The 26248-nt window shown below is 60.5% G+C and carries 24 protein-coding genes; 14 read left to right on the top strand and 10 right to left on the bottom strand.

Annotated features, from left to right (window positions below):
• Window positions 1-106: 106 nt before the first annotated feature.
• From ACIOVD_RS25665 to ACIOVD_RS25655, 3 genes are all read right to left on the bottom strand, one after another.
• A complete protein-coding gene (locus ACIOVD_RS25665) occupies window positions 107-1057 on the bottom strand; it encodes an ornithine cyclodeaminase family protein (protein ID WP_401130937.1) in 951 nt (316 codons plus the stop codon).
• Between the two features lie 129 nt (window positions 1058-1186).
• Window positions 1187-2653: an ATP-dependent RNA helicase RhlB gene (gene rhlB, locus ACIOVD_RS25660; RefSeq protein WP_095171225.1), complete on the bottom strand. Its 1467-nt coding sequence runs from the start codon at window positions 2651-2653 to the stop codon at window positions 1187-1189.
• 97 nt (window positions 2654-2750) lie between these two features.
• Complete coding sequence (locus ACIOVD_RS25655) at window positions 2751-3407, bottom strand: alpha/beta hydrolase (protein WP_159993909.1); 657 nt, start codon at window positions 3405-3407, stop codon at window positions 2751-2753.
• A gap of 468 nt (window positions 3408-3875) precedes the next feature.
• On the opposite strand from ACIOVD_RS25655, the gene ACIOVD_RS25650 reads away from it, so the two are divergent.
• From ACIOVD_RS25650 to ACIOVD_RS25610, 9 genes are all read left to right on the top strand, one after another.
• Window positions 3876-4907, top strand: coding sequence for an amino acid ABC transporter substrate-binding protein (locus tag ACIOVD_RS25650; RefSeq protein WP_095171222.1), 1032 nt, complete (start codon window positions 3876-3878; stop codon window positions 4905-4907).
• Window positions 4908-4972: 65 nt separating this feature from the next.
• Window positions 4973-6154, top strand: a complete 1182-nt coding sequence (locus tag ACIOVD_RS25645; protein ID WP_320333706.1) for an amino acid ABC transporter permease — start codon at window positions 4973-4975, stop codon at window positions 6152-6154.
• Window positions 6155-6164: 10 nt separating this feature from the next.
• Window positions 6165-7262, top strand: coding sequence for an amino acid ABC transporter permease (locus tag ACIOVD_RS25640; RefSeq protein WP_095171219.1), 1098 nt, complete (start codon window positions 6165-6167; stop codon window positions 7260-7262).
• 10 nt (window positions 7263-7272) lie between these two features.
• Window positions 7273-8037, top strand: coding sequence for an amino acid ABC transporter ATP-binding protein (locus ACIOVD_RS25635; RefSeq protein ID WP_095171217.1), 765 nt, complete (start codon window positions 7273-7275; stop codon window positions 8035-8037).
• 197 nt (window positions 8038-8234) lie between these two features.
• Window positions 8235-8894, top strand: a complete 660-nt coding sequence (locus tag ACIOVD_RS25630; RefSeq protein ID WP_159993913.1) for a FadR/GntR family transcriptional regulator — start codon at window positions 8235-8237, stop codon at window positions 8892-8894.
• Window positions 8884-10200, top strand: a complete 1317-nt coding sequence (locus tag ACIOVD_RS25625; protein WP_159993915.1) for a CynX/NimT family MFS transporter — start codon at window positions 8884-8886, stop codon at window positions 10198-10200. Before ACIOVD_RS25630 ends, ACIOVD_RS25625 begins: the two co-directional genes overlap by 11 nt.
• A 114-nt stretch (window positions 10201-10314) precedes the next feature.
• A complete protein-coding gene (locus ACIOVD_RS25620; protein WP_401130932.1) occupies window positions 10315-10785 on the top strand; it encodes a nuclear transport factor 2 family protein in 471 nt (156 codons plus the stop codon).
• 40 nt (window positions 10786-10825) lie between these two features.
• Window positions 10826-11137, top strand: coding sequence for a GIY-YIG nuclease family protein (locus ACIOVD_RS25615; RefSeq protein WP_095171210.1), 312 nt, complete (start codon window positions 10826-10828; stop codon window positions 11135-11137).
• 83 nt (window positions 11138-11220) lie between these two features.
• Window positions 11221-12153 carry a glutathione S-transferase family protein gene (locus tag ACIOVD_RS25610; RefSeq protein WP_095171208.1) on the top strand — a complete coding sequence of 311 codons (933 nt, stop codon included), beginning with the start codon at window positions 11221-11223 and terminating at the stop codon, window positions 12151-12153.
• Window positions 12154-12205: 52 nt separating this feature from the next.
• On the opposite strand, the gene ACIOVD_RS25605 is transcribed toward ACIOVD_RS25610, so the two are convergent.
• A complete protein-coding gene (locus tag ACIOVD_RS25605) occupies window positions 12206-12556 on the bottom strand; it encodes a glutaredoxin domain-containing protein (protein ID WP_095171206.1) in 351 nt (116 codons plus the stop codon).
• On the bottom strand, window positions 12556-13560 hold the full coding sequence (yejK, locus tag ACIOVD_RS25600; protein WP_401130929.1) for a nucleoid-associated protein YejK: 1005 nt from the start codon (window positions 13558-13560) through the stop codon (window positions 12556-12558). The genes ACIOVD_RS25605 and yejK overlap by 1 nt, the downstream gene beginning before the upstream one ends.
• A 396-nt stretch (window positions 13561-13956) precedes the next feature.
• On the opposite strand from yejK, the gene ACIOVD_RS25595 reads away from it, so the two are divergent.
• Window positions 13957-14238: an HU family DNA-binding protein gene (locus ACIOVD_RS25595; protein ID WP_007905514.1), complete on the top strand. Its 282-nt coding sequence runs from the start codon at window positions 13957-13959 to the stop codon at window positions 14236-14238.
• Between the two features lie 78 nt (window positions 14239-14316).
• Here ACIOVD_RS25595 and rlmF read toward each other — a convergent pair whose 3' ends face one another.
• Both rlmF and ACIOVD_RS25585 read right to left on the bottom strand, forming a co-directional pair.
• Window positions 14317-15339, bottom strand: a complete 1023-nt coding sequence (gene rlmF / locus ACIOVD_RS25590) for a 23S rRNA (adenine(1618)-N(6))-methyltransferase RlmF (protein WP_095171203.1) — start codon at window positions 15337-15339, stop codon at window positions 14317-14319.
• A gap of 264 nt (window positions 15340-15603) precedes the next feature.
• The gene (locus ACIOVD_RS25585) at window positions 15604-18450 is read right to left on the bottom strand and encodes a valine--tRNA ligase (protein ID WP_401130927.1); all 2847 of its coding nucleotides are present in this window, start codon (window positions 18448-18450) and stop codon (window positions 15604-15606) included.
• A gap of 355 nt (window positions 18451-18805) precedes the next feature.
• On the opposite strand from ACIOVD_RS25585, the gene ACIOVD_RS25580 reads away from it, so the two are divergent.
• Window positions 18806-19246, top strand: coding sequence for a DUF3757 domain-containing protein (locus tag ACIOVD_RS25580; RefSeq protein WP_401130925.1), 441 nt, complete (start codon window positions 18806-18808; stop codon window positions 19244-19246).
• Window positions 19247-19386: 140 nt separating this feature from the next.
• On the opposite strand, the gene ACIOVD_RS25575 is transcribed toward ACIOVD_RS25580, so the two are convergent.
• Genes ACIOVD_RS25575 through ACIOVD_RS25565 form a run of 3 tightly spaced genes read right to left on the bottom strand, consistent with a single transcriptional unit; the run spans window position 19387 to window position 21795 of the window.
• Window positions 19387-19809, bottom strand: coding sequence for a DNA polymerase III subunit chi (locus tag ACIOVD_RS25575; protein WP_401130923.1), 423 nt, complete (start codon window positions 19807-19809; stop codon window positions 19387-19389).
• Between the two features lie 7 nt (window positions 19810-19816).
• Entirely contained in the window at window positions 19817-20245 is a 429-nt protein-coding gene (locus tag ACIOVD_RS25570) for a DNA polymerase III subunit chi (RefSeq protein ID WP_095171196.1), read from the bottom strand.
• Window positions 20246-20304: 59 nt separating this feature from the next.
• The gene (locus tag ACIOVD_RS25565; RefSeq protein ID WP_159993929.1) at window positions 20305-21795 is read right to left on the bottom strand and encodes a leucyl aminopeptidase; all 1491 of its coding nucleotides are present in this window, start codon (window positions 21793-21795) and stop codon (window positions 20305-20307) included.
• A gap of 309 nt (window positions 21796-22104) precedes the next feature.
• On the opposite strand from ACIOVD_RS25565, the gene lptF reads away from it, so the two are divergent.
• The 3 genes from lptF (at window position 22105) to lepA (ending at window position 26248) form a co-directional block, all read left to right on the top strand.
• The gene (gene lptF, locus ACIOVD_RS25560; RefSeq protein ID WP_401130921.1) at window positions 22105-23223 is read left to right on the top strand and encodes an LPS export ABC transporter permease LptF; all 1119 of its coding nucleotides are present in this window, start codon (window positions 22105-22107) and stop codon (window positions 23221-23223) included.
• On the top strand, window positions 23216-24277 hold the full coding sequence (gene lptG / locus ACIOVD_RS25555) for an LPS export ABC transporter permease LptG (RefSeq protein ID WP_095171191.1): 1062 nt from the start codon (window positions 23216-23218) through the stop codon (window positions 24275-24277). Before lptF ends, lptG begins: the two co-directional genes overlap by 8 nt.
• A gap of 171 nt (window positions 24278-24448) precedes the next feature.
• On the top strand, window positions 24449-26248 hold the full coding sequence (gene lepA / locus ACIOVD_RS25550; RefSeq protein WP_095171189.1) for a translation elongation factor 4: 1800 nt from the start codon (window positions 24449-24451) through the stop codon (window positions 26246-26248).

Below are 26248 nucleotides of genomic sequence, written 5' to 3'. Positions count from 1 at the left end.
GGTGGCGCGGGGGGGTGTGCGTGGCTGGCGGGGGCCTTACAATCATCTGTAGGGCGCCCCCCCCCCCCCCCCATCGCGAGCAAGCTCGCTCCTACAGGGATTTGGGTCAGTTGAGCAGGTGGTAGATGGCATTGGCCAGCGCGATGTCTTCCAGGCCCAGGCCGATGGAGCGGAAGAACACGTGGCGCTCGTACGTCGGGCGTGGTGTCTGGCCGCTGAGCAGTTGCGCCAGGTCGCCGACGATCGCCGCCGGGTTCCAGTCGTGTTGTTCGCGGGCGATCAACATTTCCCCGGCAGCGTCTGGAGTGGTCCGACGGTAGTCGCAATACACCTGCATCTGGCCGAGGCTGTGCGGCGGGACTTCGTGGGCGCGCACCGCGTTGGTGCTGATGGAGGTGATCAAGGCGGGCTTGCGCAAGCTCAGTGGGTCGATCACCGGGCCGGCGGAGGAGGTGCAGAGCATGATCACATCGGCCTCCTCGAGCGCCGCCTCCAGGCTGTCCTGGATCTGCAGGCGCGAGTCCATGGCCATCCATTGCGCCAGCGCCGCTGGATCACGCGTCGCCAGGCTTGGCGAATAGAGGCTGATGCTGTGCCACTCGCGCAGTTGCCGGGCGTAGTGCAGATGCGCTTGGGCTACGGGGCCGCTGCCGATGATCACCAGGCGAGTGGCATCCGGCCGGGCCAGGGCGTCCACTGCTACTGCCGTGGTGGCGGCGGTGCGCGCGGTGGTCAGTTCGCCGGCATCGCACAGCAGCAGAGGCTGGCCGGTGCGCATCGACATCAGCAGGGTCCAGGCCGTCACCAGCGCGCCGCCTTGCGCACGCACGATGTAGGGCGAGGTTTTCACCCCATAGACAGCGTCTTCGGCCAACACCCCGAGGTAATTGATGAAGTCCCCGGCACCCTGGGGGAACTCCACCAGTTGCTGGGCCGGTTGCACGGCCTGGCCGGCGGCCAGGTCACGGAACAATTTGCGCAGGATCTGCGGCACGTCAACCTGCGCCAGCAGTTCGCGAGCCTGGGCTTGGTCGATCACAAAAGGGGAAGGGGGCATGCGCAGGCTCCGTGGATTTGCGTGTGAACTAATTTGTCCATTGTGGACTTATTGTTCTTGTTGGCAATATCCAGGCGTAAAAAAAGCGCAGTCCGTGATCGGCTGCGCTTGGGGTGTGGCGACCCGAACTTACGGGCGCTTACGCTCTACCGGGCGCAGCAGATGGGTCGACGGGGTTTCGCAACTGATCTTGCGGCCCAGCAGCGCCTCGATGGACGGTAGCTGGTAGGAGTCATCTTCACCGGCAAAGCTGATGGAGACGCCCTCGGCGCCTGCACGACCGGTCCGGCCAATGCGGTGCACGTAATCGTCCGGCACTTCCGGCAGGGTGAAGTTGATCACGTGGCTGATGCCGTCGATGTGAATCCCGCGGCCGGCGACATCGGTGGCCACCAGGACGCGGATCTTGCCCTCGCGAAAACCTTCCAGGGTCTTGATGCGCTTGTGCTGCGGCACGTCGCCCGACAGTTGGGCAGCGTTGACGCCGTCGCGGACCAGGCGTTCTTCGATGCGCCGCACTTCGTCCTTGCGGTTGGCGAAGACCATCACCCGCTCCCAGCCGTTGTCGGTCACCAGGTTGTAGAGCAGCTTGTACTTATCGGCACCGGCAACGGCGTAGATGTGCTGTTCGACGTTTTCGCTGGCAACGTTCTCGGCTTCGATCTCGACGATGGACGGGTCGGTGGTCCATTGCTTGGCCAGGTTCATCACGTCTTCGGTGAAGGTGGCCGAGAACAGCAGGGTTTGGCGTTCGCTTTTTGGTGGGGTCTGGCGAATGATCTGGCGCACTTGTGGGATGAAACCCATGTCGAGCATCCGGTCCGCTTCGTCCAGCACCATTACTTCGACCATGTCCAGGTGCACGTCGCCGCGCTGGTTGAAGTCCAGCAGGCGGCCTGGGGTGGCGACCAGGATGTCGCAGTGCCGGGCTTCGAGGTGCTTGAGCTGCTTGTCGAAGTCCATGCCGCCGACAAAGGTCATGACGTTGAGGCCGGTGTACTTGGTCAGGTCGGCGGCGTCCTTGGCGATCTGCACCACCAGTTCACGGGTCGGCGCGATGATCAGTGCCCGTGGCTCACCCATGTAGCGCTCTTTGGGCGGTGGGGTCTGCAGCAACTGGGTGATGATCGAGACCAGGAACGCGGCGGTCTTGCCGGTGCCGGTTTGTGCGCGGCCGATGGCGTCTTTGCCGGCCAGGGTGAAGCCCAATACCTGCGCCTGGATCGGCGTGCAGTACGGGAAGCCCAGGTCCTGGATGGCGTGCATCAGCTCCGGGGCTAGCTTGAAGTCGTGGAAGCGGGTCTTGCCTTCCTGGGGTTCGACGACGAAGTCTTCGAGTTTCCAGGCCACGACCGGTGGTTTTGGCGCGCGTTCGCGACGCGGCTTCGGGGTTTCGCTGCGCGCTTTTGGCGGGGCAACGTCGGTGGCCGGTGTGTTCACTGGCTCGTTCTGCGGTGCCGCGACAGCTGCGGTCCGCCCAGGCTGATGACCGTCGGTGCGGTGGCTGGTGGTTGGGGAGGGTGCGCTGGAGCTGGGCGCGAGCTGCTCAGCCTCGCTTTTACCGAACATTTTCTTGAGTGCTTTGAGCACGGTCATCTCATCAATTGGTTAAGGAATGTACGCCGGCCAGTGTAATGCAAGAATCGGGCGCGGCGTAGTGCGTTGGTCACACTGCTACATAGATGTGGGTGGATTAGCGCAAACGCTCGGCGAGCCAGGCGCCAATATCACGAATTTCTTCGGGTAACACTTCATGCCCCATTGGGTATTCCTGCCATGTCACGGTGACACCACGGGTCTTCAAGTACTCGTAGGCGCTGCGGCCCATGGCGTTTTGCACCACCTCATCGTACTGGCCGTGCAGGCACAGCACCGGAATACGTTGCTGGCTGGCGGATAGCTCGAGTTCGTCAGTGAAGGTGGGGGCATAAGTGGAGAGGGCAAGTACGCCACCCAGTGGACCCTGCCACTTGAGGAAGGTGCTGTGCAGGACCACCGCGCCACCCTGGGAAAAACCCGCGAGGAAAATCCGCGAAGGGTCTATTCCGCCCGCGCGCTGCTCTTCGATCAAATCGATGATGCGTTGCGCCGACGCTTCCAGTTGCTCGCGGTCGATTGCCCGGGCCGGACTCATGGCCAGAATGTCGTACCAGCTGGGCATCTCGTAACCACCGTTGATGGTCACTGCGCGGGTCGGCGCCTGGGGCAGGACGAAGCGCGTGGTCTGCAGAGTTTCCTGCAGGGCTTCGGCCACGGGCAGGAAGTCGTAGCGGTCGGCGCCCAGGCCGTGGAGCCAGATGACACAAGCATCTGCGGTCTTGACGGGTTCAAGAATCAAGGGATGGTTCATGGCTGCTCCATTGTTGTGCGTTCGCCCGCTTTGAGTGCGAGCTCAAAGTGCACGGCGGGTCGATCAGTTAAGAAGTTGTCGCAAGGTTGCAAGTTTTGCTCTTGACCTGCGGCTGAATCGCTTTAGCGCCCGGTGTGGTACGGGCCTTGCTATGGGAAAACCTGTACGTGCGATCCTACGCTTGGCGGTAACACTATCAGGCAACCGCCCGCCGCGGGAGAGCAAAAAATCCGGTGATGGACGTTCGCCAATGGCCGCTACGGGCTTGGCAGACAAGAAAGGGCTACAGCCCGTTCGGCCGATTGGTGAGCAGTGAGTTTTCCATGATGTGGATTTTCTCCTACTAGACTCATAGCTAAGGTCTTACGCCGCTTGACCCTAAAACAAGCCAACACGGGTCAACAGCGCCTCATAAGGGTGCGGCAGGACTCAAGCTCCGACACAACAAGAGCAAAACTGGAGGTTTGAATGAAGATGTTGAAATCCACCCTGGCAGTGATGACTGCGGCCGCAGTACTCGGTGTCAGCGGGTTCGCTCAGGCGGGTGCAACCCTGGATGCAGTGCAGAAGAAAGGTTTCGTACAGTGCGGCGTCAGTGACGGTCTGCCGGGTTTCTCGGTACCGGATTCCACCGGCAAGATCCTCGGTATTGATGCCGACTTCTGTCGCGCGGTGGCCGCCGCGGTATTCGGCGACGCAACCAAAGTGAAGTTCAGTCAGTTGAACGCCAAGGAACGCTTCACCGCGCTGCAGTCCGGTGAAATTGACATCCTGTCGCGCAACACCACCATGACCAGCTCCCGCGACGCGGGCATGGGCCTGAAGTTTCCTGGCTTCATCACCTACTACGACGGCATCGGCTTCCTGGTAAACAACAAGCTGGGCGTCAAGAGTGCCAAGGAACTGGACGGCGCGACCATCTGCATTCAAGCCGGTACCACGACCGAGCTGAACGTTTCCGATTACTTCCGCGGCAACGGCCTGAAATACACGCCGATCACCTTCGACACCTCCGACGAAAGCGCCAAGTCGCTGGAATCCGGTCGTTGCGACGTGCTGACCTCGGACAAGTCCCAGCTGTTCGCCCAGCGCAGCAAGCTGGCCGCACCGAAGGACTACGTGGTTCTGCCGGAAACCATTTCCAAGGAGCCACTGGGCCCTGTCGTGCGTAATGGCGATGACGAGTGGCTGGCCGTGATCCGCTGGACAGGCTACGCCATGCTCAACGCTGAAGAGGCCGGCATTACTTCGAAAAACGTCGAAGCCGAAGCCAAGTCCACCAAGAACCCGGATGTCGCTCGTATGCTCGGGGCGGATGGTGAATACGGTAAGGACCTGAAGCTGCCGAAAGACTGGGTCGTGCAGATCGTCAAGCAAGTCGGCAACTACGGTGAAGTGTTCGAGAAAAACCTCGGCAAGGGCACTCCGCTGGAAATCGACCGCGGGCTGAACGCTCTGTGGAACAACGGCGGCATTCAATACGCACCACCAGTGCGCTGATGGTTCTATCACCCGGTGGGCCAACCACCGGGTGATGTTCTGTACCATTATTTCTGGGGCACTCCATGCAAAATTCTATCGGCGCACCAAAGCAGAGGCTCAGCCTCAGCGATCCAAAAGTGCGTGCGTGGCTATTCCAGATCATCACCATTGTGGCGGTGGTCTCGATGGGCTGGTATCTGTTCGACAACACGCAGACCAACCTGCAACACCGGGGTATTACCTCCGGCTTCGATTTTCTTGAGCGCAGTGCCGGTTTCGGTATCGCGCAAACCCTGATCGACTACACCGAATCGGACAGTTATGCCCGGGTGTTTGTCATCGGCCTGCTCAACACCTTGTTGGTGACCTTCATTGGCGTGATCCTGGCGACGATCCTGGGGTTTATCGTCGGCGTATCACGGCTTTCGAAGAACTGGATCATTGCCAAGCTGGCGACTGTGTACGTGGAAGTCTTCCGCAACATTCCGCCGCTGCTGCAGATCCTGTTCTGGTACTTCGCGGTGTTCCTGACCATGCCGGGGCCACGCAACAGCCATAACTTCGGCGACACCTTCTTCGTCAGCAGCCGCGGCTTGAACATGCCGGCCGCGTTGACGGCGGACGGTTTCTGGCCGTTTGTCGCCAGCATCGGCGTAGCCATTGTGGCGATTGTGCTGATGAACCGCTGGGCGACCAAACGCTTCGAGGCGACCGGTGTACCGTTTCATAAATTCTGGGTGGGCCTGGCGCTGTTCCTGCTGATCCCGGCGCTCTGTGCGTTGATCTTCGGCACACCGCTGCACTGGGAGTTGCCCAAGCTGCAAGGCTTCAACTTTGTCGGCGGCTGGGTGCTGATCCCGGAACTGCTGGCACTGACCCTGGCCCTGACCGTGTACACCGCGGCGTTCATCGCCGAGATCGTGCGTTCGGGCATCAAGTCGGTCAGCCACGGCCAGACCGAGGCGGCGCACTCCCTCGGTTTGCGCAACGGCCCGACCCTGCGCAAGGTGATCATTCCCCAGGCGTTGCGGGTGATCATTCCGCCGCTGACCAGCCAATACCTCAACCTGGCGAAGAACTCCTCGCTGGCGGCCGGTATCGGTTACCCGGAAATGGTCTCGCTGTTTGCCGGCACGGTGCTGAACCAGACCGGACAGGCGATCGAGGTGATTGCCATCACCATGAGCGTGTACCTGGCGATCAGCATCAGCATTTCCTTGCTGATGAACTGGTACAACAAGCGCATTGCGCTGATCGAGCGGTAAGGAATAGCGCATGAGTACTCATACTTTCAAACCGGACATGCCACCGCCGAGCAGCAGCATCGGCGTGGTGGCGTGGATGCGCGCCAACATGTTCTCCAGCTGGCTCAACACCCTGCTGACGCTGTTCGCGTTCTACCTGATCTACCTGGTGGTGCCGCCGATCCTGCAGTGGGCGATCATCGACGCCAACTGGGTCGGTACCAGCCAGGCCGACTGCACCAAGGACGGCGCTTGCTGGGTGTTCATCCAGCAGCGCTTTGGCCAGTTCATGTATGGCTACTACCCGGTGGACATGCGCTGGCGCGTGGACCTGACCGTGTGGCTGGCGGTCATCGGCGTGGCACCGCTGTTCATCTCGCGCTTCCCGCGCAAAGCGGTGTACGGGCTGAGCTTCCTGGTGCTGTACCCGATCATTGCCTGGTGCCTGTTGCATGGTGGGGTTTTCGGCTTGAGCCAAGTGGCGACGAGCCAATGGGGCGGCCTGATGCTGACCCTGGTGATCGCCACGGTCGGGATTGCCGGAGCGCTGCCGCTGGGCATCATCCTGGCCCTGGGACGGCGCTCGAACATGCCGGCGATTCGGGTGGTCTGCGTGACCTTCATCGAGTTCTGGCGCGGCGTGCCATTGATCACGGTGCTGTTCATGTCCTCGGTGATGTTGCCGTTGTTCCTGCCCGAGGGCATGAACTTCGACAAGCTGCTGCGGGCGCTGATCGGGGTGATCCTGTTCCAGTCGGCCTACGTCGCCGAAGTGGTGCGTGGCGGCCTGCAAGCGATTCCCAAGGGGCAGTACGAAGCGGCTGCCGCGATGGGCCTGGGGTACTGGCGCAGCATGGGCCTGGTGATCCTGCCGCAAGCCTTGAAGCTGGTGATCCCCGGTATCGTCAACACTTTCATTGCGCTGTTCAAGGACACCAGCCTGGTGATCATCATCGGCCTGTTCGACTTGCTCAACAGCGTCAAGCAAGCCGCCGCCGACCCGAAATGGTTGGGCATGGCCACTGAGGGCTACGTGTTCGCGGCCCTGGTGTTCTGGATTTTCTGTTTTGGTATGTCGCGCTATTCCATGCACCTGGAACGCAAGCTCGACACTGGCCACAAGCGTTAGGAGTTCTGTAATGAGCGAAGCAAGCAAACAGCCGGTGAGCCCTGAAGGCATTATTCAGATGCAGGGCGTGAACAAGTGGTACGGCCAGTTCCATGTGTTGAAAGACATCAACCTCAACGTCAAGCAGGGCGAGCGGATTGTCCTGTGCGGCCCTTCGGGTTCCGGCAAGTCGACCACCATTCGCTGTCTCAACCGCCTGGAAGAGCATCAGCAAGGGCGGATCGTGGTCGATGGCGTGGAGTTGACCAATGACCTCAAGCAGATTGAAACGGTGCGCCGTGAAGTCGGCATGGTGTTCCAGCACTTCAATCTGTTTCCGCACCTGACGATTTTACAGAACTGCACCCTGGCGCCGATGTGGGTGCGCAAGATGCCCAAGCGCAAGGCTGAGGAGATTGCCATGCACTATCTGGAGCGCGTACGCATTCCGGAGCAGGCGCACAAGTATCCAGGGCAACTGTCGGGTGGCCAGCAGCAGCGGGTAGCGATTGCCCGGGCGCTGTGCATGAAGCCGAAGATCATGCTGTTCGATGAGCCGACGTCGGCGCTCGATCCGGAGATGGTCAAGGAGGTGCTCGATACCATGATCGGTTTGGCTGAAGATGGTATGACCATGCTCTGCGTGACCCATGAGATGGGTTTTGCGCGGACGGTGGCGAATCGGGTGATCTTTATGGACAAGGGGGAGATTGTTGAGCAGGCGGCGCCGAATGACTTTTTCGACAATCCGCAGAATGAGCGGACCAAGTTGTTCTTGAGTCAGATTTTGCATTGATTGGGGTTGCTGAGTGAGATGAACCCGGACTTGTTCCGGGTTTTTTTTCGCCCGAACGCCGCCCGACCCCAAGCAACCAACGGCTTTTACCCCTGACGTCGGGCCCCCCGCAACCAACATCCTCATTGCTCTACCCAGTCAAGCTGACTAACATGTCAAAAAAATTCATCCTATGATTGGATGAAAGGGCGAATTTAATGACAGACACTTCTCCACTGATCAAGCGTTCCCTGGTCGACCAGGCCTTGGAGCAACTGCGCCTGCGCATTAACACCGGCAGTTGGACGGTTGGCCAGCGCCTGCCCACCGAGCCTGAGTTGGCGGCTGAGTTGGGGATTAGCCGTAATACGGTGCGTGAGGCCATGCGGGTGCTGGCGTTTTCCGGGTTGATTGAGATTCGCCAGGGTGACGGCAGTTACCTGCGGGCGGTGGTCGATCCGTTGGATACGATGAAGGCCTTGTCCCGTTGCTCCCATGAACAGGCCCGGGAGACCCGGCATATTCTTGAAGTGGAGGCGATTGGCCTGGCGGCGTTGCGGCGGACCGATGAGGACCTGGTGGCCCTGCGTGAGGCGCTGACAATCAGTGGTACCCACTATCACGGCGACCTTGATAGCTACATCGCCTGCGACATGGTGTTTCACCGCCGTTTGGTGGATGCCGCGCACAACCCGACCCTCAGTGAGCTGTACCGCTACTTCTCCAGCATTGTCGGCGCGCAGTTGCGCGAGACTTTGAACATCGTCCCCAGACGTCAAGCCGTGTTCGACTTGCATGTCGATTTGCTCGACGCCGTCGAACAGCGCGATCCAGAGCGGGCCAAGGCCCTTTGCCGGCAGTTGATCAATGAGCCTTGAAACCGAGAATTCCATGTCCAGCCAACCGGCCAACACCCGCGATACCGTTTCCCCCAAACGTTCGGCAGAGCTTGAAGAGCTGCTGATCGATGCCGAGGCCGATGACGAGCAAGTCCAGCAGAGCCAGCCGCTGTTGCTTCGTCCCTGGCTGTTATTGCTGGGGCTGATCCTGGTGGCGTTGAACCTGCGTCCGGCGCTGTCGAGCATGGCGCCGCTGCTCAGCGACGTGTCGAAGAGCCTTGGCTTGTCGGCGGCCCAGGCGGGGTTGCTGACTACCTTGCCCGTGTTGTGCCTGGGGCTGTTCGCGCCCTTGGCGCCGATCCTGGCACGGCGTTTTGGTGCCGAGCGCGTGGTGCTGGGGATTCTCCTGACCCTGGCGGGCGGGATCATCCTGCGCAGTTCTTTCGGCGAGATCGGCCTGTTTGCCGGGAGCATCCTGGCCGGCGCCAGCATTGGGGTGATCGGCGTATTGCTGCCGGGGATCGTCAAGCGTGATTTTGCCAAGCACGCTGGCACCATGACGGGCGTCTACACCATGGCCTTGTGCCTGGGCGCCGCCATGGCCGCCGGCGCGTCAGTGCCTTTGAGCGAGCATTTTGGGCAGAACTGGACCGTGGGCCTGGGGTTCTGGGTGATTCCGGCACTGCTTGCTGCGGTTTTCTGGCTGCCGCAGGTGGGGCAAAAACACGGCGCCCACAATGTCGCGTATCGGGTACGCGGGCTGCTGCGTGACCCGCTGGCCTGGCAAGTGACCTTTTACATGGGCCTGCAGTCGTCGCTGGCCTATATCGTCTTTGGCTGGTTGCCGTCGATCCTGATCGGCCGTGGCCTGACGCCGACCCAGGCCGGGTTGGTGCTGTCGGGTTCGGTGATTGTGCAATTGGCCAGTTCCCTGGCCGCCCCCTGGCTGGCTACGCGGGGCAAGGACCAGCGCCTGGCGATCGTGGTGGTGATGCTGATGACCCTGGGCGGGCTGTTCGGTTGCCTGTACGCGCCGATTGACGGCTTGTGGGGCTGGGCGATCCTGCTGGGCCTGGGGCAGGGCGCAACCTTCGCCCTGGCGCTGACCCTGATTGTATTGCGCTCGCGTGATGCCCATGTGGCAGCCAACCTGTCGAGCATGGCCCAGGGGTTCGGCTACACCCTGGCGTCCATGGGCCCGTTTGCGGTGGGCCTGGTGCACGACTGGACCGGAGGCTGGACCGCGTTGGGCTGGATTTTCGGGGTGATTGGCCTGGGCGCGATCATCGCGGGGCTGGGGGCCGGGCGCGCCCGGTACGTGCAGGTCGAAAGCGAACGGGTGTGACTGCGTCGCACTGGCGGTATTTGTGCTGCGAATGGCGGTAGTGTTGCCAAGGTTTGCAGACTATCGTGCAGGTATCTTTCGCAGCCATTTTTTGACCATGCAGGGAGCCTGCCCATGAGTGACGCCAATCGCGCCGTGATCACTGAGTTCTATCGAGCCTTTCAGCGCCTGGATGCCGAAGCCATGAGCGCCTGCTACAGCGAGGATGTGCTGTTCAGTGATCCGGCTTTTGGCGAGCTGCGCGGGCGCGATGCCGCTGACATGTGGCGGATGCTCACCACCCGGGCCAAGGACTTTTCCCTGACCTTCGACAACGTGCAAGCCGATGAGCGCAGCGGCAGTGCGCACTGGGTTGCCCGCTACCTGTTCAGCCAGACCGGCAACACCGTGGTCAACGACATCCAGGCCCGCTTCGTCCTGCGTGACGGCAAGATCTGCGAGCACCACGACACCTTTGATCTGTGGCGCTGGTCGCGCCAGGCCCTCGGTGTCAAAGGCCTGCTCCTGGGCTGGACGCCGCTGGTGGGCAGCGCCGTGCGCAAACAGGCGCTCAAAGGCTTGAGGGCGTTCCAGGCCAGTCGCTGATAAGATCGGCAGCTGTTTTCCTTCAAGCCCTGAACGTCACGTGAACAGCCCCAGCCAATCCCCCGTCATACCCGTCGACCCCGTGGTGCCTGCCAGCAAGCCCTGGTTCGTCTACCTCGTTCGTGCGGCCAATGGCGCGTTGTATTGCGGCATCAGCGACGACCCGCAAAAGCGCTTTGCCAAGCACCAGAGCGGCAAGGGCGCGCGGTTTTTTCTCTCGAGCCCGGCGATGGCGCTGGTCTATACCGAGGCCTGCCGCGACAAGAGCGAAGCGTTGCGCCAGGAACGCCTGATCAAGAAGCTGCGCAAGAGCGCCAAGGAATGCCTGGTGGCGACTTATCACCCTGAGTGATCAGTTGTCATCAGGCAGATGGGTAGGCTGCTATTCGATTGCGCGCTAAGCTGCTGGCTTCTTACATCAGCGGCGGATTGTGTATGTCAGAGTTGATTCTTCACCATTACCCGACTTCTCCTTTCGCAGAAAAGGCGCGGCTGTTGCTGGGCTTCAAAGGGTTGTCCTGGCGCTCGGTGAACATCTCGCCGATGATGCCCAAGCCCGACCTCACGGCCTTGACTGGTGGCTACCGCCGTACGCCGGTGCTGCAGATCGGTGCCGATATCTATTGCGACACCGCGCTGATTGCCCGCCGACTGGAGCAGCAAAAAGCCCTGCCGGCGTTCTTCCCCGAAGGGCAGGAAATGGTCAGCGCCACGGTCGCCGCCTGGGCCGACTCGGTGGTGTTCCAGCATGCGGTCAGCCTGGTGTTCCAGCCAGAATCGATAGCGGTACGTTTTGCCAGGTTATCACCGGAGGCGGTGAAGGCCTTTGTCGCCGACCGCGCCGGACTGTTCAGTGGTGGTAGCGCCACCCGGTTGTCGGCGGACCAGGCCCGTCATCAATGGCCGACGATCATGGCGCGCCTTGAGCAGCAACTGCAGCGTGATGGCGACTACCTGTTCGGCGAGCCTTCGATTGCCGACTTCGCCTTGGCCCATCCGCTGTGGTTCTTGAAGGGCACGCCCGTCACTGCGCCCCTGGTGGATGCCTATCCGACAGTCTCGGCCTGGCTGACCCGGGTACTGGGTTTCGGTCATGGTGCATTCAGTGAGATGAGCGCAGAAGAAGCCTTGCAGGTGGCGCGGGACTCAACCCCGGCGGCCCTGCCGGATGAACCGTTCAACGAACCGAATGGATTTACCGCAGGCCAGCAGGTGGTGATCGCGGCAACCGACTACGGGGTTGATCCGGTGGCCGGCGAGTTGCTGTTTGCCGGCAGTGAAGAGCTGATCCTGCGCCGCGAAGACCCGCGTGGTGGGGTGGTGCATGTGCACTTTCCGCGGTTTGGTTTTCGTATCGAGGCTTGCTAGCAGCGGTCAAGATCGCAGCCTGAGGTGAGCTGCTGCGATCTTTTGACCTGGTCTATTTCAAGGCAGCCAGAATCGCCTCGGGCTCATAGCCGCGAATCAGCGTGCCGTTCACGTCCAGCACCGGGATGCCGCGACCGCCCAGGGCCTCATAGACCTTGCGCGCTTCGGCATCCTTCTCGATGTCGTATTCCTTGAACGGTATGCCCTTCTGATCAAGGAAGCGCCGGGTCAGTTTGCAGTAGCCGCACCAGTCGGTGGCGTAGAGCACCACCCGGGCGTTGGCCCGGACCTGCTCGGCGACCACCTGCGAAGGGTTGAACAGCCGTTCGATCTTGCCCCAGTTCTGATAGACCACCAGCACCAGCACAATCAGCAGGACCTTCTTCAGTGCGCCTGCGAGCATCAGTTGCGACGCTTGAGCTGGTCGGTGAGGGAGGTCGGCAGGCCCTTGATGACCAGGGTGCCGGCTTCTTCGTCGTACTCGATCTTCGAGCCCAGCAGGTGCGCTTCAAAACTGATGGACAGGCCCTCGGCGCGACCGGTGAAGCGGCGGAACTGGTTGAGGGTGCGTTTGTCGGCGGGGATTTCCGGCGACAGGCCATAGTCTTTGTTGCGGATATGATCGTAGAAGGCTTTTGGGCGTTCTTCGTCGATCAGTTCCGACAGCTCCTCCAGGCCCATGGGTTCACCCAGCTTGGCCTGGCTGCTGGCGTAGTCGACCAGGGTCTTGGTCTTCTCGCGGGCGGAGTCTTCCGGCAGGTCTTCGCTTTCGACGAAGTCGCTGAAGGCCTTGAGCAGGGTGCGGGTTTCACCCGGGCCGTCGACACCTTCCTGGCAGCCGATGAAGTCGCGGAAGTACTCCGAGACCTTTTTCCCGTTCTTGCCTTTGATGAACGAAATGTACTGCTTGGACTGCTTGTTGTTCTGCCACTCGGAGATGTTGATCCGTGCGGCCAGGTGCAACTGGCCCAGGTCCAGGTGCCGGGACGGGGTCACGTCGAGCTGGTCGGTCACGGCCACGCCTTCACTGTGGTGCAGCAGGGCAATGGCCAGGTAGTCGGTCATGCCTTGCTGGTAGTGGGCGAACAGGACGTGACCGCCGGTCGACAGGTTGGACTCCTCCATCAACTTTTGCAGGTGCTCCACGGCAATTCGGCTGAACGCGGTGAAGTCCTTGCCGCCGTCGAGGTACTCCGTCAGCCAGCCGCTGAACGGATGTGCACCGGACTCGGCGTGGAACAAGCCCCAGGCTTTGCCTTGTTTGGCGTTGTAGCTCTCGTTGAGGTCGGCGAGCATGTTCTCGATGGCGGCGGATTCGGCCAGTTCCGAGTCGCGGGCGTGCAGGACTGCGGGTGTGCCGTCGGGTTTTTTGTCGATCAGGTGGACGATGCAATGACGGATCGGCATGGGCTTCTCGGCTGTATGAATGGAGGAGGGCGTGCTCCCCCGAAAAAGTGCCCAGTGTACCGCACCTGTTGGTTTTGGCGGTGCTCGACGGGGTTGGGAGGTGGGTCATGCCGGGCTTATGCGCTTTTTTGCGGATTTAGAGCAATAAAGCTGACCAAATGGGTAGGTAGAGGCGGATATTTCCCCGTCTCTGTGCTAGTTTTGCCCGGTCTTACGCGAAGTCACTGCGTTAAGCGTGCATTCAGCATTTGTCAGGTCGAACCAAACCCTGATTTCGGTATCTATAACCCCGACCCGTCGGTGTTGTAGCCGAGGGTGCCAGATCCAGAAGATCGGGCTCGATGGCTGACACTGCACTCTGCAATCCATATGAATTTGATAGGGAAGGAACACTACATGGCTCTTACTAAAGACCAACTGATCGCCGATATCGCTGAAGCTATCGACGCGCCTAAAACCACCGCGCGTAACGCACTGGACCAACTGGGCCAAATCGTTGCTGATCAACTGGAAAACGGCGGTGAAATCACCCTGCCAGGTATCGGTAAGCTGAAAGTGACCGAGCGTCCTGCCCGTACCGGCCGCAACCCTTCGACTGGCGCTGCCATCGAAATCGCTGCCAAGAAAGTTATCAAGCTGGTTGTGGCTAAAGGCCTGACCGACGCTGTTAACAAGTAAGACGCATAAAAAAGAGCCGCGCCCCGGAGCAATCCGGGCGCGGCTTTTTTGTGCCTGGCGTTATGTGCCAGGCGAGACTCAGCTTTTGCGAACCCAGCGCTCGCGCCAGACTTGCTGCTCGGATTTGGTCTGGAAGGTCCAGGCGACAAAGCGGCTTTGCTTTTGTCCCTGGGACATCTCCACTACCTGGCTCTCCAGCACGCCGGCCTTTTTCAGCGCGGTCTGGATGACTGGCAGGTTTGACGCTTTCGAGACCAGGGTACTGAACCACAGCACCTTGTGTTGAAAGTGCGCGCTTTCGGCGATCAGTTGCGTCACGAACCGCGCTTCACCACCTTCACACCACAACTCGGCGGACTGTCCGCCAAAGTTCAGTACCGGCAGTTTGCGTTTCGGGTCGGCACGGCCCAGGGCGCGCCATTTACGTTCGCTGCCCTTGGTCGCCTCGTCCATGGAGGCATGGAACGGCGGGTTGCACATGGTCAGGTCAAAACGTTCGCCCGGCTCCAGCAAGCCCAGCAGGATGTGCTTGGGATTGCTTTGCTGACGCAGCTGGATGGCTTTGTTGAGGCCGTTGGATTGCACAATGGCTTTGGCGGCGGCCACGGCGGTCGGATCGATTTCCGAGCCGAGGAAGTGCCAGCGGTAGTCGCTGTAGCCGATCAACGGATAAACGCAGTTGGCGCCCATGCCGATGTCGAGCACCTTGACCGGAGCGCCGCGGGGGATCTCACCGTCGTTGACGCTGGCCAGCAGGTCGGCAAGAAAGTGCACGTAATCGGCACGTCCCGGCACCGGTGGGCAGAGATAGTCGGCCGGGATGTCCCAATGGGCGATGCCATAGAACGACTTGAGCAATGCCCGGTTGAACACCCGCACCGCATCCGGGCTGGCGAAGTCGATGCTCTCTTTGCCATAGGGGTTGATGATCACGAACTGCGCCAGTTCCGGCGTGGTCTTGATCAGCGCCGGGAAGTCGTAACGGCCCTGGTGGCGGTTGCGCGGGTGCAGGCTGGCCTTTTCGCGGGGCTCCACGGCTTTGGCCGGGGTCGCGGAATCAGGCTTCTTGCGCGCAGGGCGGGGTGTGCGGGGGGTGGTCATGGGCGTAGTCGATTCGGGTGTGGCTGAAAGAGACGGGCATTGTCCCACATCCAGGCGCTGTGAATGCAATTGTGAAGATCAGCACGAATCCCTGTGGGAGCGGGCTTGCCCGCGATGGCGATCTGTCAGTCACATCAATGTTGAATGTGAGGGCCTCATCGCGGGAAGGCCCGCTCCCACAGGGTGTTGTGGTGTTTGTGGGGAAGGGGCGGGCACAAAAAAGGGAGGCCGTTGCGGGCCTCCCTGTTTTATAGCGGTATGCCGTTACAGGCTGGCAATCCGCGCGTGTTGCTCGGCCAGCTTGCCCAGAGCCTGTTCGGCTTCGGCCAGTTTGGCGCGTTCTTTCTCGATGACTTCGGCCGGGGCCTTGTCGACGAACCCGGCGTTGGACAGCTTGCCGCCGACACGCTGCACTTCACCTTGCAGGCGCTGGATTTCCTTGTCCAGACGGGCGAGTTCCGCACCCTTGTCGATCAGGCCGGCCATCGGCACCAGCACTTCCATCTCGCCAACCAGCGCGGTGGCCGACAATGGCGCTTCTTCGCCGGCTGCCAGCACGGTGATGGATTCCAGCTTGGCCAGCTTTTTCAGCAGGACTTCGTTCTCGCTGAGGCGACGCTGGTCTTCGGCGCTGACGTTCTTCAGGAAGATCGGCAGGGGTTTGCCCGGGCCGATGTTCATCTCGCCGCGAATGTTGCGCGTGCCCAGCATCAGGCCCTTGAGCCATTCGATGTCGTCTTCGGCCGCCTGGTCGATGCGTGCTTCATTGGCCACTGGCCAAGGTTGCAGCATGATGGTCTTGCCGTCGATGCCGGCCAGCGGCGCGATGCGCTGCCAGATTTCTTCGGTGATGAACGGCATGAACGGGTGCGCCAGGCGCAGCGCTACTTCCAGCACGCGCACCAGGGTGCGACGGGTTCCGCGCTGGCGTTCGATCGGGCCGTTTTCGTCCCACAGCACTGGCTTGGACAGTTCCAGGTACCAGTCGCAATACTGGTTCCAGATGAACTCGTACAGGGCCTGTGCAGCCAGGTCGAAGCGGAACTGCTCGAGTTGGCGGGTCACTTCGGCTTCGGTGCGTTGCAACTGGGAGATGATCCAGCGATCGGCCAGCGACAGCTCGTAGGCTTCGCCGTTCTGGCCGCAGTCCTCGCCCTTGTCCAGCACGTAGCGCGCAGCGTTCCAGATCTTGTTGCAGAAGTTGCGATAGCCTTCGACGCGGCCCATATCGAACTTGATGTCGCGACCGGTAGACGCCAGCGAGCAGAAGGTGAAGCGCAGGGCATCGGTGCCGTAGCTGGCGATGCCGTCGGCGAACTCGTCGCGGGTCTGCTTCTCGATCTTTTTCGCCAGTTTTGGCTGCATCAGGCCGCTGGTGCGTTTTTGCACCAGGGTTTCCAGGTCGATGCCGTCGATGATGTCCAGCGGGTCAAGGACGTTGCCCTTGGACTTGGACATCTTCTGGCCCTGGCCGTCGCGCACCAGGCCATGTACGTACACGGTCTTGAACGGCACCTGCGGCGTGCCATCCTCGTTCTTCACCAAGTGCATGGTGAGCATGATCATCCGGGCAACCCAGAAGAAAATGATGTCGAAGCCAGTCACCAGTACGTCGGTGGAGTGGAACTTCTTGAGGAACTCGGTCTGTTGCGGCCAGCCGAGGGTGGAGAAGGTCCACAGGCCCGAGCTGAACCAGGTGTCGAGGACGTCGTTGTCCTGCTGCAGGGCAACATCTGGCCCCAGGTTGTGCTTGGCGCGCACTTCGGCTTCGTCGCGACCGACGTAGACCTTGCCCGACTCGTCGTACCAGGCCGGAATCCGGTGGCCCCACCACAGCTGACGGCTGATGCACCAGTCCTGGATGTCGCGCATCCACGAGAAGTACATGTTTTCGTACTGTTTCGGTACGAACTGGATGCGGCCGTCTTCCACGGCGGCAATCGCAGGCTCGGCCAGTGGCTTGGTGGAAACGTACCACTGGTCGGTCAGCCACGGTTCGATGATGGTGCCGGAGCGGTCGCCCTTGGGCACTTTCAGGGCGTGATCGTCAACGCTGACCAGCAGGCCGGCGGCGTCGAACGCTGCGACGATCTGCTTGCGCGCTTCAAAACGGTCGAGGCCGGCGTATTCGGCCGGGATCTTGCCGTCGATGCTGTCGTTGAGCGTACCGTCGAGGTTGAACACCTGGCAGGCAGGCAGCACCGCGGCGTTCTTGTCGAAGATGTTGAGCAGCGGCAGGTTGTGGCGTTTGCCGACTTCGTAGTCGTTGAAATCGTGGGCCGGGGTGATTTTCACGCAGCCGGTGCCGAACTCAGGATCACAGTAATCGTCAGCAATGATCGGGATGCGGCGGCCAACCAGCGGCAGCTCGACGAATTGGCCGATCAGGGCCTTGTAGCGTTCATCGTTCGGGTTCACGGCCACGGCGGAGTCGCCGAGCATGGTTTCCGGGCGAGTGGTCGCGACGATCAGGTAATCGTTGCCTTCAGCGGTCTTGGCGCCGTCGGCCAGCGGGTACTTGAGGTTCCACAGGAAACCTTTCTCGTCGTGGTTTTCCACTTCGAGGTCGGAAATCGCCGTGTGCAGCTTGGTGTCCCAGTTGACCAGGCGCTTGCCGCGGTAGATCAGGCCGTCTTCGTGCAGGCGCACGAACGCTTCCTTGACCGCTTCCGAGAGACCGTCGTCCATGGTGAAGCGCTCGCGGCTCCAATCCACTGACGAGCCGAGGCGGCGGATCTGCCGGCTGATGTTGCCGCCGGACTCATCTTTCCATTCCCAGATCTTTTCCAGGAATTGCTCACGGCCCAGGTCGTGGCGGTTCTGGCCCTTGGCTTCGAGCTGACGCTCCACCAGCATCTGGGTGGCGATACCGGCGTGGTCGGTACCCGGTTGCCACAGGGTGTTGCGACCCTGCATGCGGCGGAAACGGATCAGGGCGTCCATGATCGCGTTATTGAAACCGTGACCCATGTGCAGGCTGCCGGTGACGTTCGGCGGCGGGATCATGATGGTGTAGGAATCGCCCGCGCCTTGCGGGGCGAAGTAGTTCTCGGACTCCCAGGTGTTGTACCAGGAAGTTTCAATGGCGTGCGGCTGGTAGGTCTTATCCATGCGCGGCGGGACCCTATTGGCATTTATTCAGGAAAAGCCGGCAAGTATAGCGGGGATGTCGCCTGGGGCGTAGAGCGAGCTGATGGCAGGAGGGAGAAATCTGCTGTTTTTTCCAGGAGCGGCGGTCGCGGTGCTCCAGGCTCGTGTGGGAATTGCATTGGGCTGATGGGGGAGGGGCAGGTGGGGAGCTAATTAGCGCGATAGTTTCCTTGGCATATAAGGAATTTGCCTACAAGTTTGCTTGTTTGAGTAAGTGCTGTGTGTGCGTAGTATTCAAGGAGGTGTGTGCAAGTTGAATGTGTTGCACGCTGCCTGCAGGGAAATATAGTGTTTTAAATAATGGCATGGAGCATGTATGTATATTAAACAAGTTGCGTTTTTGATTCCTCTCCTGATGTCGGCGAATGCCTGGGCAGGAACCGTGGAATATTGCCCGAAAGTTGCGGATATCAAGGAGGTCGGTACCACCGCCAGTTATGTCGCAGCTACCGTCAGCGGCCAGGGTCAATGGAATGGCACTTCACAGACTGGGCGCGGCCCGGTCGGTGGGTTCGATGAGGCTATATTCAAGGCCCATGGCGATGCAGTCGAAGGTGTGGTGATCGGTGAAATCCTGCACTGCGGATACAGCCTGCGCGACGGCGGTAAGTTGGACATGCGCTTCAAGCGCGAAGGCACGGTTGTCAGTATTCAGGCAGGGGGAGCCTGGGAGCCGTATTATAGCCAGTATTATTGCGATGATAAAACCGAGGGTGCCTGCACCTTCAAGGAATTACCTCGTCCAGGTAAGGGCTAGTTGATGTTGTGCACTATTCAGTTAAGTATTAGTTGCTGAATGTAATGCCATTGAATAGTGGGTTGGTATTTGAAGTGTAAGGTCGCCAGTTTCACTGGCGACCTATCCCTCGTACAAGGGGGGGCTTCAAAAGCACAGGGTCAGTTGTCGTACTGGCTCAATAACCGTTCCATTCGTGCATCGAGGCGACGCTTGATTTCCGTCTCGATGTGCGGGGCAAAGTCATCGATCACGTCTTGCATGATCAACTGCGCGGCCGCGCGCAACTCACCATCCAGATGCAGCATGACGTCGGCAGCTTGCTGGGCGGTGGTCGTGGCGGCTGGTGCTGGTGCTGGAGTTGGAGCTGGAGCTGGAGCTGGAGCAGGTTGTTCGACGGCTTCGGCCAGTGGTTTGCCGCTGACTTGGTCGAACAGCAGGGGAATCTGGCCTTCATCACTTGCGGTCTCGACGGTGTCGGTCAGCAGTGGTGGTTGCAGGTTGTCATCGCCGAGCAACTGGCGGATCGACTCGAGGTCATCCAGCAGGTGAGCGGCCTTTTGCAGTGGTTTTGGCGTGTCCATCTTGTACTCAGAGTCGCTGTAGACGGTGATCTTGCAGAGGATAGCCCTGTTCGCGGTAGAAGCGGAAACTCTCCCGCGCGGCCTGACGAATAGCGGGATCTTCGACTACTACTTCTGCCACTCGGGCAAACCGTTGGGCAAATGGTGGGACCTTGAGGTCGAGGTTGACCAGCAGGTCCTGGTGCTCGCCCGGATCATCGCCCAGGCCCAGCACAATCAAGCCGTCCGGTTCGCTCTCGGCTGGGCCGTGGGGTACGAAGCTTTCGCCCTTGAACGCCCACAGGCGAGCATCCAGGTCGTCGCGTTGGGCGGCGTCGCTGCAGTGCAGGTAGATGCGGTGCCCCATGCGCCAGGCCTTTTCGCTGAGCTTGCAGGCGAAATCCAGTCGCGCCTGAGGATCGGCGCTGGGCAGGATGTAAAAGTCGACTTTGGTCATTGCGGTTCCTGAGCCTGAAGCGGCGCCCCCGAGGGTGACGCCGCTTCAGGTCATCGGTTTCAGGCCTTGGCGCGATCCAGCAGGTATTGGGTCAGCAATGGTACCGGGCGGCCAGTGGCGCCCTTGTCCTTGCCACCGCTGGTCCAGGCGGTACCCGCGATGTCCAGGTGCGCCCAGTTGAGGTTCTTGGTGAAGCGCGACAGGAAGCACGCTGCCGTGATGGTGCCGGCTTTCGGACCACCAATGTTGGCAATGTCGGCGAACGGGCTGTCCAGTTGTTCCTGGTACTCATCGAACAGCGGCAGTTGCCAGGCACGGTCGTCGGCAGCCTTGCCGGCGCTCAGCAATTGTTCGATCAATTCGTCGTTGTTGCCCAGCAGGCCGGAGGTGTGGGAGCCCAGGGCGACGATGCAGGCGCCGGTCAGGGTGGCGATATCGATCACTGCCTGTGGCTTGAAGCGCTCGGCGTAGGTCAGGGCGTCACACAGCACCAGGCGGCCTTCGGCGTCGGTGTTGAGGATTTCCACGGTCTGGCCGCTCATGGTGGTGACGATATCGCCTGGGCGGGCAGCGCCGCCGCTCGGCATGTTCTCGGCACAGGCCAGGATGCACACCAGGTTGATCGGCAGCTTCAGCTCGAGCACGGCACGCAGGGTACCAAACACGCTGGCGGCGCCGCCCATGTCGTACTTCATTTCATCCATGCCGGCGCCCGGCTTGAGGCTGATACCGCCGGTGTCGAAGGTGATGCCCTTGCCCACCAGGGCGTACGGCTTCTCGGACTTCTTGCCGCCGTTGTATTGCATGACGATCAGGCGTGGCGGCTGGTCGCTGCCCTGGCCCACGGCGTAGAACGAGCCCATGCCCAGTTCCTTGATCTTTTTCTCGTCCAGCACTTCGACTTTCAGGCTCTTGAACTCTTTACCCAGTGCCTTGGCTTGCTCGCCCAGGAAGGTTGGGTGACAGATGTTCGGCGGCAGGTTGCCCAGGTCGCGGGTGAACGCCATACCGTTGGCAATCGCGCTGGCGTGAGTCACGGCGCGTTGTACTTCGGCCTGTGCAGCCTTGATGGTCAACAGGGTGATTTTCTTCAGGGCGCGTGGTTCGGCCTTCTGGCTCTTGAACTGGTCGAAGCTGTATTCGCCGTCCAGCAGGGTTTCGGCCAGCAGGCGGGTCTTGCCATAGCTGTCACGACCCTTGACCACCACTTCGTCCAGCGCGAGTGCGGCATCGCTGCCACCCAGACCCTTGAGGGTGTTGAGGATGCCAGCGACGATTTTGCGCAATGGACGATCGCCCAATTCTGCGTCCTTGCCCACACCTACCAGCAGCACACGTTCGGCCTTGAGGTTCGGCAGGCTGTGCAGCAAAAGGCTCTGGCCAACTTTGCCGGCCAGGTCGCCACGCTTGAGGATGGCGCTGATGGCGCCGCCGCTGAGCTCATCGACCTGCTTGGCAACGTTGCCGAGCGTCCGGCCTTCGCCGACTGCGATGACCAGCGTGGCGGTTTTCAAGGTTTCTGGGCTAACGCTTTTTACAACCAGTTCCATGTCCGGGTCCCTGAATAAATGGTCAAAGTGCAGCGTGCCGCAGCCTGTGCGCACACGTTTGCCTTCTATATAGAAAGGTGCGGGTAAGGCCCGCGACAAAGGCCGCAGTTTGAACCTCGCTGACTGCGCCTGACAACCCTTGCGCAAGTGATCTTTAATGCATTGCATGCCGGCGTGAGCGTGCGCAGTGACAGGCGCGGTCAATCACAGGATAATGCCGCATCTTTTGCGGTGGCTCATGGTTTCACGAGCCGCCCGACCTGTTTGCTTGTTTGGCCGCCTTAGCCTGACAACCCTGGAGTGTCTGGTTTGATTGTCTTCCGTTATCTTTCCCGTGAAGTCCTGGTGACCCTGAGCGCCGTCAGTGCCGTGCTGCTGGTCATCATCATGAGTGGGCGCTTCATCAAGTACCTCGCCCAAGCCGCTGCCGGCCTGCTGGATCCGGGTTCCCTGTTCCTGATCATGGGCTTCCGCCTGCCGGGCTTCTTGCAGTTGATCCTGCCACTGGGGTTGTTCCTGGGGATTCTGCTGGCTTATGGCCGCCTGTATCTCGAGAGCGAAATGACCGTGCTGTCGGCCACCGGCATGAGCCAGCAACGCCTGTTCGCCTACACCTTGTTCCCGGCCACGCTGGTCGCATTGCTGGTGGCCTGGTTGAGCCTGGGCCTGGCCCCGCAAGGTGCCAACCAGTTCCAGTTGCTGCTGAACAAGCAGGATGCCCTGACCGAGTTCGATACCCTGGAGCCAGGACGCTTCCAGTCGTTACGCGACGGCACGCGGGTGACCTATACCGAAAAACTCTCGGATGATCGCATCAACCTGGCAGGCGTGTTCATCTCGCAGAAGAACGAAGCCTCAGGTAACAAGGATCGCGGCATCTCTGTGCTGGTGGCCGAGAAGGGTCGTCAGGAGATCAAGCCGGACGGCAACCGCTACCTGATTCTGGACAACGGCTATCGTTATGACGGCAATCCGGGGCAGGCCAATTACCGGATCATCAAGTACGACACCTATGGCGTACTGTTGCCCAAGCCTGACGTCAGCGACGAAGTAACCGACCGCGACGCCATCAGTACCGCCAACCTGCTGGGCAGCGATGACGTGCGCTCCCATGCCGAATTGCAATGGCGCCTGTCCCTGCCGTTGCTGGTGTTCATCGTGACCCTGATGGCCGTGCCACTGTCGCGGGTCAACCCGCGTCAGGGCCGGTTCCTCAAGCTGTTGCCGGCGATCCTGCTGTACATGGCCTACCTGACCATCCTGATCGCTGCCCGCGGCGCATTGGAGAAGGGCAAATTACCGCCGGCGCTGGGGTTGTGGTGGGTCCACGGGATTTTCCTGGTCATTGGCCTGGGGTTGCTCTACTGGGAGCCGTTGCGCTTGAAGATGGCGAGTCGCCGCTATGCGTTGGAGGTGACCCGTGGTTAAGCTCGATCGCTACATTGGTAGCAGTGTATTCATGGCGATCCTGGCCGTGCTGGGGATCATCCTCGGCCTGGCGACCCTGTTCGCCTTCATTGATGAAATGGGCGATGCCAGCGATACCTACACGGTGATGGACGTTCTGGGCTACGTGCTCCTGACCGCGCCGCGCCGGCTGTACGACATGTTGCCCATGGCTGCCCTGATCGGTTGCCTGATCGGCCTTGGCAGCCTGGCCAGTAACAGCGAATTGACCATCATGCGTGCGGCCGGCGTATCCATTGGGCGGATCGTCTGGGCAGTGATGAAGCCGATGCTGTTCCTGATGGTCGCCGGCGTGCTGATTGGCGAGTATGTAGCGCCCGCCACGGAAAATATCGCCCAGGCCAACCGTTCGCTGGCCCAGGGCAGTGGCGATTCGCAAAGCGCCAAGCACGGTTTGTGGCACCGCCAGGGGGACGAGTTCATTCACGTCAACTCGGTGCAGCCCAATGGCCGCCTGTATGGCGTGACCCGTTATCGTTTCGATAATGACCACCACCTGCTGTCCGCAAGCTTCGCTAAACGCGCCGAGTTCGACACCGATCACTGGCAGTTGAGTGACGTCACCACCACCCTGTTCCACGGCAAGAGCACTGAAGTGGTGAGCGCTGCGGTCGAGCGTTGGGATGTGGCCCTCAGCCCGCAACTGCTGAGCACCGTGGTGATGGCCCCGGAATCGCTGTCGATCAGCGGCCTGTGGGGTTATATCCATTACCTGGCTGACCAGGGCCTGAACAACGGCCGCTACTGGCTGGCATTTTGGGTCAAGGTGTTGCAGCCGCTGGTCACCGCAGCCCTGGTGCTGATGGCGATCTCCTTCATCTTTGGTCCACTGCGTTCGGTAACCCTCGGTCAGCGGGTCTTCACCGGTGTGCTGGTGGGCTTCACCTTCCGCATCGTCCAGGATTTGCTCGGCCCGTCGAGTCTGGTGTTCGGTTTCTCGCCGCTGTTTGCGGTGTTGATCCCAGCTGCGGTGTGTGCGCTGGCAGGCCTCTGGCTGATGCGTCGAGCCGGCTGATCAGCGGTATTTGAACCGAAGTTTGTCTGCAAAAACGCCCCGTTCGCCAGAGCGGGGCGTTTTTGCAAGTGATGCCTTCACCTGCAAACGTGACGCTTGCCTGGTGTTTCAGGTACAATTCCCGGCTATTTTTCGGCGGGCTATGCCTGCAGCCTTTTTGAGTGTTGATCCGTGAGTGATTTGAGTCATATCCGCAATTTCTCCATCATCGCCCACATTGACCATGGCAAGTCGACGCTGGCCGATCGCTTCATCCAGATGTGCGGCGGCCTGGCCGAGCGTGAAATGGAAGCCCAGGTTCTGGACTCCATGGACCTTGAGCGCGAACGCGGGATCACCATCAAGGCCCACAGCGTTACCTTGTATTACACCGCCAAAGACGGCATCAAGTACCAGCTGAACTTCATCGACACCCCCGGCCACGTTGACTTCACCTATGAAGTCAGCCGCTCGTTGGCGGCCTGTGAAGGTGCGTTGCTGGTGGTCGATGCTGGCCAGGGCGTGGAAGCGCAGTCGGTTGCCAACTGCTACACGGCGATCGAGCAGGGCCTGGAAGTCATGCCGGTGCTGAACAAGATCGACCTGCCACAGGCCGATCCGGACCGGGTGAAAGAAGAAATCGAAAAAATCATCGGCATCGATGCTACCGATGCCGTCGAGTGCAGTGCCAAGACTGGCCTGGGCGTCGATGAGGTGCTCGAGCGCCTGGTCAAGACCATTCCCGCGCCTACCGGCAACATCGAAGATCCGCTGCAAGCGTTGATCATCGACTCCTGGTTCGACAACTACCTGGGCGTTGTTTCCCTGGTTCGCGTACGCCACGGCCGCGTGAAGAAGGGCGACAAGATCCTGGTCAAATCCACCGGCAAGATCCACCTGGTGGACAGCGTCGGTGTGTTCAACCCGAAACACACTGCCACCGTCGACCTGAAAGCCGGTGAAGTAGGCTTCATCATCGCCGGTATCAAGGACATTCACGGTGCGCCAGTGGGCGATACCCTGACCTTGAGTTCGACCCCTGACGTCGACGTGCTGCCAGGCTTCAAGCGCATCCAGCCGCAGGTGTACGCCGGTCTGTTCCCGGTCAGCTCCGACGACTTCGAAGACTTCCGTGAAGCCCTGCAAAAGCTCACCCTCAACGACTCGTCCCTGCAGTACACCCCGGAAAGCTCCGACGCCCTGGGCTTCGGCTTCCGTTGCGGGTTCCTTGGCATGCTGCACATGGAAATCATCCAGGAGCGCCTGGAGCGCGAGTACGACCTGGACCTGATCACCACGGCGCCAACGGTAATTTTCGAGCTGTTGCTGAAAACCGGTGAAACGATTTACGTCGATAACCCGTCCAAGCTCCCAGACCTGTCTTCGATCGAAGACATGCGTGAGCCAATCGTGCGGGCCAATATTCTTGTGCCGCAGGAGCACCTGGGCAACGTCATTACCCTGTGTATCGAAAAACGTGGCGTGCAGCACGACATGTTGTTCCTGGGTACCCAGGTCCAGGTGACCTACGATTTGCCGATGAACGAAGTGGTCCTGGACTTCTTCGATCGCCTGAAGTCCACCAGTCGCGGCTATGCTTCGCTGGATTACCACTTCGATCGCTACCAGTCGGCTAATCTGGTCAAGCTGGACGTGCTGATCAACGGCGACAAGGTCGATGCCCTGGCGCTGATCGTGCACAAGGACAACGCGCACTACAAAGGTCGCCAGTTGACCGAGAAGATGAAGGAACTGATTCCGCGCCAGATGTTCGACGTTGCGATCCAGGCCGCCATTGGCGGGCAGATCATCGCGCGGACCTCCGTCAAGGCACTCAGAAAGAACGTATTGGCCAAATGCTACGGTGGTGACGTTAGCCGTAAGCGCAAGCTGTTGGAAAAGCAGAAGGCCGGTAAAAAACGCATGAAGCAGGTCGGTAACGTGGAAATTCCACAAGAAGCCTTCCTTGCTGTGCTCAGGTTGGATAGTTAG

This window comes from Pseudomonas sp. NPDC087626, assembly GCF_044743405.1.
Taxonomy (GTDB): Bacteria; Pseudomonadota; Gammaproteobacteria; order Pseudomonadales; family Pseudomonadaceae; genus Aquipseudomonas.
This window is presented reverse-complemented; position numbering and strand designations above follow the sequence as displayed.

Excerpts from the sequence above, each read along its gene's own strand:
- ACIOVD_RS25665 (WP_401130937.1), bottom strand. The coding sequence starts at position 1,057 with ATGCCCCCTTCCCCTTTTGTGATCGACCAAGCCCAGGCTCGCGAACTG.
- rhlB (WP_095171225.1), bottom strand. The coding sequence starts at position 2,653 with ATGACCGTGCTCAAAGCACTCAAGAAAATGTTCGGTAAAAGCGAGGCT.
- ACIOVD_RS25655 (WP_159993909.1), bottom strand. The coding sequence starts at position 3,407 with ATGAACCATCCCTTGATTCTTGAACCCGTCAAGACCGCAGATGCTTGT.
- ACIOVD_RS25650 (WP_095171222.1), top strand. The coding sequence starts at position 3,876 with ATGAAGATGTTGAAATCCACCCTGGCAGTGATGACTGCGGCCGCAGTA.
- ACIOVD_RS25645 (WP_320333706.1), top strand. The coding sequence starts at position 4,973 with ATGCAAAATTCTATCGGCGCACCAAAGCAGAGGCTCAGCCTCAGCGAT.
- ACIOVD_RS25640 (WP_095171219.1), top strand. The coding sequence starts at position 6,165 with ATGAGTACTCATACTTTCAAACCGGACATGCCACCGCCGAGCAGCAGC.
- ACIOVD_RS25635 (WP_095171217.1), top strand. The coding sequence starts at position 7,273 with ATGAGCGAAGCAAGCAAACAGCCGGTGAGCCCTGAAGGCATTATTCAG.
- ACIOVD_RS25630 (WP_159993913.1), top strand. The coding sequence starts at position 8,235 with ATGACAGACACTTCTCCACTGATCAAGCGTTCCCTGGTCGACCAGGCC.
- ACIOVD_RS25625 (WP_159993915.1), top strand. The coding sequence starts at position 8,884 with ATGAGCCTTGAAACCGAGAATTCCATGTCCAGCCAACCGGCCAACACC.
- ACIOVD_RS25620 (WP_401130932.1), top strand. The coding sequence starts at position 10,315 with ATGAGTGACGCCAATCGCGCCGTGATCACTGAGTTCTATCGAGCCTTT.
- ACIOVD_RS25610 (WP_095171208.1), top strand. The coding sequence starts at position 11,221 with ATGTCAGAGTTGATTCTTCACCATTACCCGACTTCTCCTTTCGCAGAA.
- ACIOVD_RS25605 (WP_095171206.1), bottom strand. The coding sequence starts at position 12,556 with ATGCTCGCAGGCGCACTGAAGAAGGTCCTGCTGATTGTGCTGGTGCTG.
- yejK (WP_401130929.1), bottom strand. The coding sequence starts at position 13,560 with ATGCCGATCCGTCATTGCATCGTCCACCTGATCGACAAAAAACCCGAC.
- ACIOVD_RS25595 (WP_007905514.1), top strand. The coding sequence starts at position 13,957 with ATGGCTCTTACTAAAGACCAACTGATCGCCGATATCGCTGAAGCTATC.
- rlmF (WP_095171203.1), bottom strand. The coding sequence starts at position 15,339 with ATGACCACCCCCCGCACACCCCGCCCTGCGCGCAAGAAGCCTGATTCC.
- ACIOVD_RS25585 (WP_401130927.1), bottom strand. The coding sequence starts at position 18,450 with ATGGATAAGACCTACCAGCCGCACGCCATTGAAACTTCCTGGTACAAC.
- ACIOVD_RS25580 (WP_401130925.1), top strand. The coding sequence starts at position 18,806 with ATGTATATTAAACAAGTTGCGTTTTTGATTCCTCTCCTGATGTCGGCG.
- ACIOVD_RS25575 (WP_401130923.1), bottom strand. The coding sequence starts at position 19,809 with ATGGACACGCCAAAACCACTGCAAAAGGCCGCTCACCTGCTGGATGAC.
- ACIOVD_RS25570 (WP_095171196.1), bottom strand. The coding sequence starts at position 20,245 with ATGACCAAAGTCGACTTTTACATCCTGCCCAGCGCCGATCCTCAGGCG.
- ACIOVD_RS25565 (WP_159993929.1), bottom strand. The coding sequence starts at position 21,795 with ATGGAACTGGTTGTAAAAAGCGTTAGCCCAGAAACCTTGAAAACCGCC.